This window comes from Undibacterium sp. RTI2.2, from assembly GCF_035018705.1.
Lineage (GTDB): Bacteria > Pseudomonadota > Gammaproteobacteria > Burkholderiales > Burkholderiaceae_D > Undibacterium.
Genome location: NZ_JASJXN010000007.1, coordinates 19,788 through 33,703, shown reverse-complemented (window position 1 = coordinate 33,703; position 13,916 = coordinate 19,788). Strand labels below are relative to the sequence as shown.

Genomic DNA, 13,916 nt, shown 5'->3' with positions numbered 1-13,916 from the left:
TACTAGCATCAGCGATGCTACACTTAATGGTATCAACGAATCAAAACCCTGAGAACTTACAACAAGCATTCGATCAATATGCAGGGTCACATTGTGCTCAGATATGTTTTTTTAGAAGTTCCACTTACCCTTATTTAGATGAAATACAAGCTCATACACGGTAAAGAACTTGATGCAGCATTAATTGCACGCTGGCTGCAAATACGAGATGGCTCGACTCAAGATCAAAATTCAAGCCAAAACCAGGCTCAAAGCACCTACCAAAGTCCCTATTATCATCCGACATTTACACAGATTGCCGCAGGCATCAGGGACGATACGCGGATTGTGGTTTGTGAAGATGCGGGACAAATCGTTGGCGTGTTGCCATTCCATCGTCTATCAAAATATCAGGCGCGCTCCGTCGGCTTGTTCTTAGCCGATTATCAAGGGCCAATCACAGATAACGGTATCCAGCTTTCGCCAAAAACGTTATTGCAAGCGATGGGCGTGCGCTATATGGGCTTTGACCACATGCCGCAAAGCCGGACGGATTTTAAGCCCTATGCCTGGGCGCATAGCCGCTCGCAAGTGCTGGACCTCGAGGGTGGATTTGAAGTATATGCCGACAAACTGGCGTTGCTGCAAAACGTGAAACAAGCGGGCGTCCTAAAAACCATCAAGCAGATGGAACGAAAAGTAGCGCGTGAAAAAGGTGAGTTGCGTTTTACCATGCAAAGCACAAGCGACCATGATTTTGCCCAGCTTTTACAAGGTAAATCCGAGCAATTTAATCGCACTTTAGGCGAAGGGCACGATACCTTTGCGATCCCTTGGGTGCGGCAAATGCTGGATTCTCTCCGCGCTCACGACGGCTCTGATTTCGGCGGACTACTCTCTACCTTGCATGTCGGTGATGAGCTTGTCGCAGCGCATTTTGGGCTGCGCTCCGGCGGGGTTTTACACTTCTGGTTCCCTTGGTACCGAGTGGATTATGCCGTCTACTCAGTCGGTCTGATCTTACTAAAAGAATGTGCCAGCCATGTACAAAGTTTAGGCATTTCAAGCATAGATCTGGGACGTGGAGAACAAGCCTACAAAACCCGGTTTGCGACCAGTAGCGTTGCTTTATGCGAAGGCGCGATTGCCAATCCCGATCTGATACGGAAAGCGCGCATCAGCTACCTGCGCACCCGCTGGGCAGTGCGCGACTCCTGGCTAGGACATAAACTCAAAGCACTCAAAAGTGCCGCTAAAACCAGTAAGCAAAGCGACTAAGATCGCTCAGATGCTGAGGGTGCGTCATACGCACCAATGATGAAAAAACGATGAGCTTAAAAAGAAACATTACCATATGAATCGGTGCGCATAGCGCACCCTTGCTGTTGATAAGCTGTAATGCTTAAAGCGTTCACGCACTTGGTCAAATAAACGCGATTTTACAGGCGTGATGTTTTTGTCCATTTGGTTATACTGTGTATTTAATCAGTATAACCAAATATAGCTAATGCTCATCAGCGTTTCAAGGGATGTAGAGCAAGCTTGTTATTTTTCTTCCGTCGGTTATTATTGCAAAATGAAAATTAAATCACGTTAGGCTTCCAAAAGCATGGCACTATCGATACGTCGTAAACGCATCAACACCGTTCTCGGTCTTCTGCTTCTCGGCGGCCTCGTCTACATGTTCTGGCCTTTCGTTGTGGGGCGCGGCCAGATGCAAACCTTCTGTGCATCGCTTCCAAACGGTGCCTCTCTGGCTCAGGTTCAAGAGCTAGTATCTGCCCGTGGCTATCGCGTCACATCGCTCATTGATGGTCACGCGTTCGTTTACGACACGCGGTAAATGGCACGGTTCAATTGAGCGTTGCAGTTTGGTAGCAATGGTCTCGTGTCAGCGCTATATGCTGACAATCCGTAGGCCTAACATCTCGTTCAAGGCGGACGGCTTCGCCGCCGCTTAACTCCAGCGTTAGGCTGAACAGAAGGGGGCATCGTGGTCTGTACTGAACCCGCTAACACGAACCATTTTGCAGAAGTTCTCGCATGGCTCAAGACTGAAAAGGAGCTAGGCGGAACGGGGTTCTACTGCAACGGGAACGTTATTGAAAAATCGTTTGCTTCCGGCGAGGGGCTTTGCGCCATCGCAGAAGGAAAAGTCATCGGCTTTGCTGTCTTCCAAATGTCCACAGATGGCGGCGGTGAAGTTCACATTATTGAAGTGGAACCATCCGCTAGAGGTCAAGGGTTTGGCTCTAAGTTGCTGCTTGCGGCGGTGGAAACGCTGCGTGGGCTCGGAGCCAAGTACGTCCACGTTGAGTGCACGTCCGCCAAAGGAGAGGCTCTTTGTCGTCGTCACGGATTTGAAACTTACGTTGATCCTCGTAACTACCGCAGTAAATGGGACAATCCACTGCTAAGGCACTATCTCTCCGAGTGGAGACCTCGACCACCAAACCCATGGGCATAGTGCAGCCTAACACTGCGGTCAAGGCAGCTCCCTTCGGTCGCTGGACGCTGCACGATAAAGCTCCGCGCAGCCAGCGTAGGTGCGATTAGCACAGCGTAATCGTACGCATGCAAACCTGACTGATTACTTAAAACTGAGATCTAAGCCATGCGCAACTATCGCCGTGTACTCGCTTCCTGCTGCACATGCTAACGACTAACATGCGTACGATTACGCGGACTTATTAGTACCTATTTCCTTCGGCAGAAACTTGGTGTTGCTGCAATGGAAAACTAATAAGTCACTCAAGCGCAGTGCAAGAAATAGCTCGCAAGGCCGACATTACCTTTTTTATACACCGCTTGCAGCCAAACAAATACGTTGTCCTTCGACACATTTTTCATCACCTAACTGGTTACGTTGCCGACCTTCAGGCTGTCTTGCCAGCGAAGATCGGTGCGTCACTCGCACCAATGATGGAATAGCGAACGGCTTAGAAAGTGAATATATTCGGTGAAGCGGTACGCCGTGTAAACGGACGCAAGCTACGCTTGCTGTTGTTTTGCCTCACGTCTGTCTGGTATCTGCCTACTTTATAAGCAAAAAAAACGCTAATTTCCGCTTATTTAAGCCGAATTGATTGCACTTCAGGATTTAAATGTTGTACGATACTCAGTAGGGTATAAGTATATTTATTGTAATCCCCCAATTTAATTCATCACAGGAGCAACACCATGGCAGATACTCCCCCGCTAAAGATCGTTCAAGGCACAGCATTAACCGACCAACAGAAAAAAGATTTGTTGCATAGACTGGCGCGGGTAGAAGGTCAGTTACGTGGCATCCAAAAGCTGATCGCCAAAGCCGCTGAGCCTGATGATTGTGATGGTATTGCACAACAAATGTCCGCAGCACGCAAAGCTCTGGATCGCTCTTTCGTGACATTGCTGACTAGCTCGATGCTGACACATTCTGAAAAATCTGCGAGTGTAGAAGAAGCTCATGCACGTGCAAAACATCTGGCTGCATTCCTGGATAAATTCGCCTAAAAATGTTAGCAGACCCTATCGGTCTGCAACAAAAATTAAGCCGCAATTAAGCAGCAAGAAAATAGCAACACAATAGAAAACGCCACGAGGTTTTAATGATCAATTTTAAATTCCCCGTGGCGTTTTTGCGCGCGGGTTTATGCAGCACAACGCTTGTCGTCTTATCCATAACAGCGATCTCCACCCAGGCACAAACAATCAAAGAAGCGCCCTTACGCGCCCATCTGGCTTTTCTGGCAGATGATTTACTGGAAGGTCGCGGCACCGGCCAGCGCGGTGGCGATCTAGCGGTGCGTTATCTGGAAACCCAAGCCGCCGCCATTGGCTTAAAACCCTTATCCGGCAACACTTATCGCCAATCCGTGCCCTTAGTAGGCGTCACCGCCCAGCCCACTAGCAGCCTGCAGTTTGAGGTTAGTGGCAAGATCATGAAAACCGAATTTGGCACGCAAGCGGTGTACGGCACGGGTGGCAACCAAAGCAATATCGCTTTTAACGCACCCGTGGTTTTTGTAGGCTACGGCATCCGCTCTGAAGAAGAACGTTGGAACGACTATAAAAACGTCGATGTCAAAGGCAAGTTGCTGATCATGATGGTCAACGATCCGCAACCCACCGCCGAGGAACCAAACCGTTTTGGCGGAAAATCGCTCACTTACTACGGCCGCTGGACATATAAATACGAACAAGCTTTGCGCGAAGGTGCCTCAGGCGTTTTGCTGATCCACACTACGCCGTCAGCCTCCTATGGCTGGAGCGTGCCGGTGAATAGTTTTAGTCACGAACGCTTCCATCTGGACGGTGCTGGCAATCCGATTGAAGGCTGGCTGCATGACGATACCGCCAAAGCCTTGTTTAGCGCTGCGGGTCAAGATCTGGATGCCTTGCGCGCCAAAGCAGAGAGCCGTGATTTCCAACCGGTCATCATCAACGCAATAGCACAAGTGGATTTGAAAACTACTGTGCGTAAGGTAGAACAATTCAACGTCGTCGGCATGGTGCCGGGTACCGATCCCAAGCTGAAAGAAGAAGCCGTGATCTATTCCGCTCACTGGGACCATCTGGGCAAGATCGCCGCCTCCGGCACTGAAAAAGCAGATCACATCTGGAACGGTGCAATTGATAATGCCTCCGGTGCGGCCTCACTGATCGCCATGGCACAAGCCGCGGTTGAGCACCCTGCCCGTCGTACTTTGATTTTTTTATGGCCTTGCGCTGAAGAGCAATACTTGCTGGGCAGCGCTGCCTATGTCAAAAACCCGCTATGGCCGCTGGCAAAAACTAGTGCTGATTTAAATCTGGACAGTATGAACTTTGTCGGCAAAACACTGGATATCGGCGTGGCTGGCAGCGAGCACAGCAGCCTGAACCAAACCGCCGCCGTGGTTGCCAAAAAAATGGGCATGCATCTGGCACCGCGAGTGCCAGATTTATCAGGAAGTTTTTTCCGCGCAGATCACTTCAACTTCGCCCGTGCTGGCATACCGGCATTCAACGTAGGCTCTGCCGTTTTCTCGGGCGACGGACATTTTGAATTTGAAAAAAATGATCAAGTCTCGAATAGCGTCATGCATAACTTCACCAAACACTACCATCAAGAAACTGACCGCTACGACCCTAACTGGGATTTATCCGGCATGGTGCAGCAGGCACAATTTACGCTGAATCTTGGTTATGCGGTGGCAAACGCCGCTGGCATGGCGACATGGAAAACAGGCGATGCGTTTAGTGAAATAAAGCGTTAGAGGTCAAGTTTTAAAGTCGTCGCCAACGTAGTGGCAATTTAATCTTCAATTTGAACACCAGCACGTGTAACCAATCTTGTGCTGGTGTTTCATATTTAGGACTTACGCAAAACCGCCATCAAAAAACAAGCGCCAAACAATCCGAAAAATAAATCCGACAGCGTGTCTGAAACGCCTAAGTTCATTTTCGTACCCAAAATTACATCTGACAAATACTCCCAAAATTCCCAGACGACAGCGGTTACCGTCGTCAAGCCCAATGGCAGAATAAGTTGAATTATTCTGGGAATCGGCTCGATAAAGACTTGCGAATAGCTCGCTGTAATCAAATAAAAATAAGTAATAGCCATGCCCCCAAAAAAATGTGTAGGCATGTCTAACCACGGATAAATAAGATAAGCATTAAAGCCTTTTGCTACAATAGCGTAAAACGCAAAGACACTCAACGGTGCCCATGCTGCATGCCGGAAAGAGCGAAGTAACCAGATTTTCATTTTCAATCCCATATTTAAGTGGGGGAGAGGTCCAATAAAAACGGACTTGCTGGCATGAAATTGCCTGTTAAGCCTTATAAATATTGGACCTCTTATTTTTGAACTTCTCTTTTGATCTTCAGACAATTAGCCAGGTATCACCACAGAAGATTTACCCAACTGATACCAGTCAACTTTGCGAGTAATCACCATGATCGCTGAGAGTACGCTGAACAATAAAATGCTACCCATAATTAGCGCATTACTTTCTGATTGCAGCAGGCCAAATAAGACGCCGTACAGCAAGGTCAGGCCGCTGCCAAATCCCATGCCGCGCTTCCAGCTGCGTAAAACATGGCTCAGATAAAAACCGATCAGTAAAATGCAAGCACCGCTCGCCAGCAGATAGGAATGTACAAAACTCATATGCTCCGACAAGCTCACCAGCAATAAAAAGAACACGGTGAGTGCCAGACCAACCAAGGTGTATTGCACCGGATGAATTGGTAATTGCTTGAGCACTTCAAACAAAAAGAAAGCGGCAAACGTCAGCGCCACAAACAACAGGCCCTATTTGATCGCTCTATCCGCTTGAGAATACACATTAACTGGCTCAATAAAAGCGACGCTAAAACTATCTAAAAAGGCCGTTAAGCTTGTATTGCCATAGGCTGCATTTTGTCCGGTCGACGTACCTGCTTCGCGCATGCCCATTTGTTGTTGTGCACTGCTGGATAGGGCCGATATATTCCATGTGGCAACAAATCCGTTTTGATCTATCTTGCGATCTTTGGGCGAAGGTAAAAAGCGGCCGCCAAATTGAGGATGAGGCCATTTAGACGCAATACTGATTTGATTATTCTTCGCAATCGGGACAAAGCACATACGCTCAATACCGTCAATCGCCAGATCCAGACTAAATTTGATTGCCTCTGGCGTTTGTAACTCCATCACATCCAGCGGCGCATGCAAACCCGTTTGTAGTGAACGTAGCTTGCTCTCTTGTTTAAATTCATAATATTTCTCGCCCCAGTTTAATCTTGGAAAATTATGTAAGCCGCGTGTATCGCTCAAACCAAGTGAGATGTAAGGTGTTCCCATTTTGATGTGTGACGCAAGTTTATCTTTGGGTAGACTCTCCAGCAATGGCAATACAAAATCGCCAGAGATTGCATGTTGACCGCTGTAGACCAGTACCTTGTGGATGCCGCGATAACGACGATCTGTGTCGATCACCCCTTTGATATTCAGAGTGTTGGGATAGACAAATACTTGATGAGCCAACGAATATTTGCGCACCACCGATTTTTTAGTCGCCACATCAATTTCTTCTTCCTCATACATTTCGCTATAAGGTAAGGTCAGTACAGGCCCCAATAAAGTTTGTTCGCTGACAGAATCGGCTGCAATACTTCTGACTGCGTCATCACGAAAGCGCATCCGCTCGGCAATGGTCGATTCGATCATCATGAGAGGTACGCCAATCAACAGCATCAAAACAACGACGATAATGGCCTTGAAGAGTAAAGTTTTTTGCATAGAAGACTCTGGGTTGAGGGAGTTGCTACTGTAAAAAACTTGTGTGCGTTATTGATGCGTTTTGTGTGAAGTGAAAAATGAATTCTTTATATCTTTTCATTCAATTAGATATTTAATGCCTAAGTGCGGACTTTCGGTAATTAGCTAATGTGATATCTAAAGCGATGTATTGCTATTACAAAATTAATGCAAGTATTGATCTGGAAAACTCAAACAAGCACAAACCCCACCATCAGTACGATTGCTGACAGTCACGCTCCCGCCATGTAATAAAGCAACCTCACGTACAAACGGTAAACCTAAGCCTGTACTCTTGGCTGCATCTGGTCTTTCCAATGAATAAAATCGCTCAAAAATGCGTGCCATAGCGTAGTCAGGTATGCCTGCACCATGATCTTTTACTTGGATTTGTATCGTCTCTTTTTGTTGGCTGACATCAATAATGATAGTGCTACCAGAAGGAGAAAAAGCGATGGCGTTATCGAGCAAATTACCGATAGCCTGGCGCAATAGTAGGGCATCGCCCATTACGGTGATTGCGGGCACATCTAACCTCAATTGCAGTAATTTTTCCGTCAGACGGGTGCTGGCATCCGCCTGCACTTGTGTTATCAGATCGGGTAAATCAATCTTGCTGACACTATCGAGTATCTGCTGTTTTTCAATTTTGATCAGGGCTAATAGTTTGTCGATCAGTTGCTTCTGACGTTGGTTTTGTTCGATGATATTGCGCAAAAAATGCTGTCGGTCTGCTTCTGGCATTGTTTCTGTTAGCAGTTCGGCCGAACCTTGTATGGCGGCAATCGGGCTTTTTAATTCGTGCGCCAGAGTGTGCATCAGTTGTTCTACATATTGTTTGCCTTCCAGCTTGTTACGCATGGATTCTAAGGCGCGGCCAAGGGCACCGATTTCGTTATCTCCCAGTTTTGGCAGGCTGACTTTTTCGTCGTTTTCTACGCTGCTAGCGTAGCGTTGTAATGTGCGTAAAGAATGGCTGAGCCAGAACGAGAATCCTATGCCGATCAGTAAAGAGCCTAGAATCAGCCAGCCACTGCGGCGCAAAATCTTACGTTGACTACGTTCGATAAATGGTGTGATGGTAGAGATGGGTTTAGCGACTGTGAGTGCTCCAATAATGCGTCCGCCGTCCAAAATAGGCGCCGCAACATGCATTACGTTGGAATTGTTATCTGCCGGATCAGCGAGCGTATTACGCGCACCGTATTTGCCCTGCAAAGTCAGGTACACATCATTCCAGCGCGAATAGTCTTTGCCGACATCTTTATTGTCCGAGTCAAACACGACGATGCCATGGATATCCGTAATATAAATACGATAATCCAGCGTTGCTTTCTGGACGCCGCTGATGTTGACATCGACACTACGATGTACATGGTTCTGTAATCTGCCGATTAAGGCAGCGTGCGGCAAATCGCCAGCTTTGACATCTTCGGCCACTAGCTGCGCCAGCAATTGTGCGGTATCGACTAAGGTATCTTCCAGTGTCGCACGGACACCGGGTTTGACTTCTTCTACAAACACATTTAGTACAAACCATGCCGCAAGACCGACGACTAAAAAGTAGCCGAATAGTATTCGTAACCCGATTTTCATAGGCTTGAAAAGCTATAACCCATGCCACGATGGGTTTGTATCGGATCATCTTCTGGGGCGATCAGGCGCAGCTTGGCGCGCACCGACTTCACATGCGCATCGACCGTACGCTCTAAGGTATCGCTGGCGTCTGTCCAGACCATATCCATCAACTGCGCACGAGAAAATAATTGCCCCGGATGATCGATAAAGGTTTTTAACAGCAGGTATTCATAGCGAGTGAGAGGGAGACTTTGACCGAGATACATAATCCGCCCTTCTGCTGGTCGCACTTGAAAACGGTCGGTATGATTCTGTGTGCCGCTCTCTTTGAGGATTTGTGTATGACCCGCTTCCAGACGGCGCAACACGGCACGGATGCGGGCTACTAGCTCCCTTGGTGAAAATGGTTTTGTGACGTAATCATCTGCGCCCATTTCTAGCCCCACGATGCGGTCAATTTCATCACTGCGCGCAGTTAAAAAAATCACCGGTATGTTGGAAGATTGGTTTGAAAACTGGCGCAAGCGGCGGCAGACATCGAAGCCGCTCATGTCGGGCAAGCCGATATCCAGCACGATCAAAGCGGGTGCGGGTGAATTTGGCGAGGATAATAAATCCAACGCATTTTGCCCCAAAGTGACGTGGTGTGGCGTAAAGCCATCGGTGGCGAGCGCATAGGCTACATTGTCAGCAATCGCTTTTTCGTCTTCAACAATGAGGATAGATCTGGACATAAGCCTTCAATATAAATAAGTATGACGATGTAGCGGACTTGACGCAGTATTCTGTAAAAAGAGACTTACGTCGTGACAAGCTGATGCTAAGTGCAGCCCAAGTTCATGCTAGGTCTTTGGGTACGTTGGGCATAAACGCTTTGCTTTGTAAAATGCTATACGCCATCCACAGCATGATTGCGCCGTACACAATCCGTGGCGCCCAATCGGCCGCCTGTTGCTGGAAATGTGACAAAGACGCCGTCTCCATCGCGGCGTGGCGTAACAGCATTTCTGGCAAAGTACCGCTAGCTTCACCAGTCTGGACCAGACTAATCACTTGCGGATTGCCGATATAAATACAATTTTCTAGCGCATAGGCGAGGGTAGCGCCTTGCTGCATGCTGGCAAGAATCCTGGCAAAGTCTGCCCGTATCAATTGATTGCTGATGGTCTTAAAGGCTTTGGGCAATGCCTCAAACATCGGCAGACCTGCTTCCAGCATCAAGCCCAGACTTTCAAAAAAATCTCTGGCATTGCGCCGCACATGCATCGCGCCAAATAAGGGGATTTTGGTTAGCGTTTTTTCTATGCATTCACGCAGTGGTGATGCTGATGCAGTTTGCAGCCAGTGGTGGAATTTTTTAAAACACACAGCGCCTATGCCGATTGCCAGAAATGGCCGCACTACGCTCCAGACATAGCCTCCGCCTGTCAGGCTGCCTGCCACTAAGGCGGGTAGAGGTTGGATCAATAACGATAAACCTAAAATCATCAGCGGCAGTTTTAAGCGTGATTTAACCGCTTTGCTGAGACGATCTTTTTCGGTGTACGTATCGGCCAGCCGCCGGTACATCGTTGCGGGACTACCTGCGCTGGTAGCGGCGCGGAGCAAATGCACCTCCAGATCGCTGAATAAACCTGACTGTTGTCCGGCTACCGGAATATCTTTGCCACGCGCCAGCAGTTTGCGCATCGCAACGACCCGGCTTTGCGCTGGTGCCGGCAATTCCAGCAAGCCATACGCTTTGTCGGTAGGCAAGCCGGCTTTTTCCATCGCGGCTAAGTGCGTGTACAAATTGGCGCGGACGGCAAAGCTGAGCGGTTTAAGTTGTAGGCTGGGCATAGCCGCATTTTAGTGGAAAGACGTTGAACAGGATGGGATTGTTGTGTCAGATTTGAGGATTGCCCAAGGCGGCTAGCAAAACTACGCACTTTTCGCATCGTTATTTGGCAAGCCTGGCTCACAAATTAAATATACTCCCATCAAGTATATTTAATTGTCCAAGTAAAGTCTGGACAATAGGCCATATTTTACAAAAATGGTGGGGAGTATATTAAAAATACTGGGATTTTTATGTAATCACAAACATCATGGATGATTCTTTTACGCGTTTAAATGTCTTGGAGCAGTTCACTTTGCCTGGCATTTATGCATACAAACTCTCTTTAAATCATCATTTTATTGCACTTTTAAAATACTTAATATACATTGAGTGCACTAATAATTGAATTTAACGATAGTTAATCTCCAAAATGAAAACATCTAAGTCCCAGCAAGAGCAAACCCGTCGCCATGTCATACGGACTGCGGTCGATATGATTACCGAGCATGGTTATGAGGCGACGACCATGAAGCAGATCGCGCGCGAGGCTGGGATTGGTGATGCGACGATTTATAAATATTTCCCCAGCAAAGAGAAACTGCTGCTGGCGTATTACGAGTTGTGCATAGAAATAGTCTTGGAACTGACGCTAGAAACGCCTGGTCTGGAGCAGTTTGGTCTGCAAGAACGTTTGCAGCGATTGGTTGATGCCTTACTGGAGTTGTTGCTGGCGGACCGAGAATTTGTTGAAATCACGCGCACCATCGTTGGTAAATCGCCGCTGTTGATGATGCGCGACAACATGCCCGGGCAGCAGGCATTGCGGGAGCAGGTGGTCAAGTTTATCGACGCGGCGGAGCAGAGCGGTGAGATTGCCGCCTGTGATTTTAAAAATTTATTGGGTGGTCTATTTGCCGATTATTTGTTTGCGGTGATTGCTTATTGGCTGAAGGACGAATCCGAAGAATTTTCTGATACCACGCAGTTAGTCGATCTGACCTTGGCGGTGTTGGTGCTGGCCTTAAAGAGTGGCGTGGTCAATAAGCTGTCAGAACTGGCGGGATTCTTAATCCGCAATCAGTTATCACGCCTGATGCAAAACGGCTCAGGTTTACTAGACATGTTGAAGCTGGCCAAACGTGGTCTTGGTGCGTGATGAATAACACGCCACCAACCAGCAAGCTCAGTCGCAGCGCCATCAGTGGTTTAGCCCTAGCGCATGCCGGCATTAACCATGTCGGGCATAAAGCACGCCAGCTGACCCGCGATGAACAACAGCAAGCAGCAGCAAAAGATCAGCATGAAGCCGAGTTAGGGCGGATTTTATTTAAAGCCTTAAATCAGTTGAAAGGTACTGCCTTAAAAATCTCGCAGTTGTTGAGTATGGAAGCCAACTTTTTGCCAGAAGGCATACGACGTGAACTGGCAAAAGGCTGTTACCAGGTGACGCCGCTCAACCGCGCTTTGGTGCATAAAGTATTTACCCGCGAATTTGGGCAAGCGCCCGAACACCTGTTTGCGCACTTCGATCCGGTATCGTTTGCTGCTGCGAGTTTGGGACAAGTGCATCATGCCAGCTTGGCAGATGGTCAGGCGCTGGCAGTGAAGGTCCAATATCCGGGCATCGCTGCCTCAGTCAGCAGCGACATCCGCATGCTAAGCGGTCTCTTGCACACGATGGCATTTGGTTCTGATCTAGTCCCTCGCAAAGAATTGTTAGATAGCATCATGAGCGAGCTGGAACATAAGCTCGGCGAAGAACTCGATTATGAACACGAGGCAGCACAATTGCGCTGGTTTGGTGAGCGCGTACGCTTGCCCGGGATTGTGATCCCGGCTGTCGTAGCAAGCCATTCTAGCCAGCGGGTTTTGAGCATGCAAAAGCTGGACGGTCTGCATCTTGACCAGTGGCTGACCACTAATCCTAGTCAGGCTCAGCGCGATCACTATGGTCAATTATTGTTCGACTGGTTCTGGCATAGCGTTTGTGATTTGGGTCGCTTGCATGCCGATCCCCATCCTGGTAATTTTTTGTTTATGGCAGATGGTCAGTTAGGCGTCATTGATTTTGGCTGTACCAAATCAATCTCAACCGGGTTTTGTACATCGATGGCTAAAGCATGGCGAGGGCTGCTGGACGCGGGTGCAGTTTCTAACTCATTTTCAGGCTCAAGCTTAAACACAGACAAAAATACAAATCCAAACTCGGCAGCCTCTTTTGCTGCCGTACACCAGGCATATATCGAGCTTGGCTTAATACGACCTGAGTTGAGTTTGCATGATTGCGAAACGCTGTTACTACCTGCTGCTGCAGCTTTGATTGACTGGCAACTAGAGCCTTTCACAGTGCAGCAGTTTGATTTCAAAAACAAAACACCATACCCCGCACCCGATACTGACCATGGCAAAACCTTGGTGAAATTAGCCTTAGGCTACCATGAAGATATGCCCTATTTTGATCGTGCTTACATGGGCATGATGCACATGCTGTACAAAATCGGCGCGGTGGTAGATACCAGCAATCCTTGGCTTAATGCTGACACAGAAAGTCGATACTGTCGAAGCGCTTAGTCGCTCCGCATAAATCCTAGATTGCCGCAATACGGATTGTTTATCTTTCAGGTTTTCTCATACGGGAGTTCATCATGCAATGTGCCTACCAGCAGGTTGTTGCCAGTCCCTTGCCCGAGCAATCGCGCATCACCCACCTGTACGATCAGCCGGATCTGGCAGACGCGTACTCGGTACGACTACCGCCAGATGCCAGTGACGATCCAGAAGTGCTGGCGCGCTTTGTCCTCTCGCAACAAGCGCCATGGGCACATCAATTGATGCGCTTACGTGATGTATTGGTCGCTGGCTTTGGCATCAAAACTTCTCAGCAGCTAGTAGAGTCATCTGACAAAGATGTCAGGCGGATTTATATCTTCAAAATCTATGAAAAAAGTAGCAATGAAATTGTGCTGGGAGAAAACGACAAGCACTTAGATTTTAGATTGTCTGTGATGTTGCAATCTCAGCCAAATCATCCCGAGCCAGTACGCTATCTAACGATCTCAACCGTGGTCCATTGTCACAATCATCTGGGGCGAGCTTATCTCAGATTGATTGCCCCTTTCCATCGCCTGATTGTGAAATCTTATTTACTCCGTGCGGCAGGTTTTGGCTGGCCACTGCAGAATGCTTAGTTAATTAATCAGCTCTACCAAATGCTGCCGGTTAGCATGTGCCGGATAAGTCTCTGGCAGGATTGCTGTTGTGGCGTGAAAA

General features: G+C 48.1%; 12 protein-coding genes and 1 pseudogene. 8 read left to right on the top strand and 5 right to left on the bottom strand.

What is annotated here, in order from left to right; all coding sequences use genetic code 11:
- Positions 1–138: 138 nt before the first annotated feature.
- The 5 genes from QN395_RS05595 to QN395_RS05575 all read left to right on the top strand — a co-directional run bounded on the left by QN395_RS05595 (position 139) and on the right by QN395_RS05575 (position 5,219).
- Positions 139–1,257, top strand: a complete 1,119-nt coding sequence (locus QN395_RS05595) for a GNAT family N-acetyltransferase (protein WP_322120706.1) — start codon at positions 139–141, stop codon at positions 1,255–1,257.
- Between the two features lie 436 nt (positions 1,258–1,693).
- A complete protein-coding gene (locus tag QN395_RS05590) occupies positions 1,694–1,822 on the top strand; it encodes a hypothetical protein (protein ID WP_323491759.1) in 129 nt (42 codons plus the stop codon).
- A 150-nt stretch (positions 1,823–1,972) separates the two neighbouring features.
- A complete protein-coding gene (locus QN395_RS05585) occupies positions 1,973–2,446 on the top strand; it encodes a GNAT family N-acetyltransferase (protein ID WP_323491760.1) in 474 nt (157 codons plus the stop codon).
- A gap of 713 nt (positions 2,447–3,159) precedes the next feature.
- Entirely contained in the window at positions 3,160–3,474 is a 315-nt protein-coding gene (locus tag QN395_RS05580) for a metal-sensing transcriptional repressor (protein ID WP_322120704.1), read from the top strand.
- A 95-nt stretch (positions 3,475–3,569) separates the two neighbouring features.
- On the top strand, positions 3,570–5,219 hold the full coding sequence (locus tag QN395_RS05575; RefSeq protein ID WP_322120703.1) for a M28 family peptidase: 1,650 nt from the start codon (positions 3,570–3,572) through the stop codon (positions 5,217–5,219).
- Positions 5,220–5,314: 95 nt separating this feature from the next.
- On the opposite strand, the gene QN395_RS05570 is transcribed toward QN395_RS05575, so the two are convergent.
- The 5 genes and pseudogenes from QN395_RS05570 to QN395_RS05550 form a co-directional block, all read right to left on the bottom strand.
- The gene (locus tag QN395_RS05570) at positions 5,315–5,839 is read right to left on the bottom strand and encodes a hypothetical protein (protein ID WP_323491761.1); all 525 of its coding nucleotides are present in this window, start codon (positions 5,837–5,839) and stop codon (positions 5,315–5,317) included.
- A pseudogene (gene creD / locus QN395_RS05565) lies at positions 5,840–7,231 on the bottom strand (cell envelope integrity protein CreD). It lies immediately after the preceding gene.
- A 183-nt stretch (positions 7,232–7,414) separates the two neighbouring features.
- Positions 7,415–8,845: a two-component system sensor histidine kinase CreC gene (creC, locus tag QN395_RS05560; protein ID WP_322120701.1), complete on the bottom strand. Its 1,431-nt coding sequence runs from the start codon at positions 8,843–8,845 to the stop codon at positions 7,415–7,417.
- Entirely contained in the window at positions 8,842–9,561 is a 720-nt protein-coding gene (gene creB / locus QN395_RS05555; RefSeq protein ID WP_322120700.1) for a two-component system response regulator CreB, read from the bottom strand. The genes creC and creB overlap by 4 nt, the downstream gene beginning before the upstream one ends.
- A gap of 103 nt (positions 9,562–9,664) precedes the next feature.
- On the bottom strand, positions 9,665–10,666 hold the full coding sequence (locus QN395_RS05550; RefSeq protein WP_322120699.1) for a type II secretion system F family protein: 1,002 nt from the start codon (positions 10,664–10,666) through the stop codon (positions 9,665–9,667).
- A gap of 410 nt (positions 10,667–11,076) precedes the next feature.
- On the opposite strand from QN395_RS05550, the gene QN395_RS05545 reads away from it, so the two are divergent.
- The 3 genes from QN395_RS05545 to QN395_RS05535 all read left to right on the top strand — a co-directional run bounded on the left by QN395_RS05545 (position 11,077) and on the right by QN395_RS05535 (position 13,834).
- A complete protein-coding gene (locus tag QN395_RS05545) occupies positions 11,077–11,802 on the top strand; it encodes a TetR/AcrR family transcriptional regulator (RefSeq protein WP_322120698.1) in 726 nt (241 codons plus the stop codon).
- On the top strand, positions 11,802–13,217 hold the full coding sequence (locus tag QN395_RS05540) for an AarF/ABC1/UbiB kinase family protein (RefSeq protein ID WP_322120697.1): 1,416 nt from the start codon (positions 11,802–11,804) through the stop codon (positions 13,215–13,217). The genes QN395_RS05545 and QN395_RS05540 overlap by 1 nt, the downstream gene beginning before the upstream one ends.
- Positions 13,218–13,291: 74 nt before the next feature.
- Positions 13,292–13,834: a DUF2867 domain-containing protein gene (locus QN395_RS05535; RefSeq protein ID WP_322120696.1), complete on the top strand. Its 543-nt coding sequence runs from the start codon at positions 13,292–13,294 to the stop codon at positions 13,832–13,834.
- The last annotated feature ends 82 nt before the right edge of the window (positions 13,835–13,916 follow it).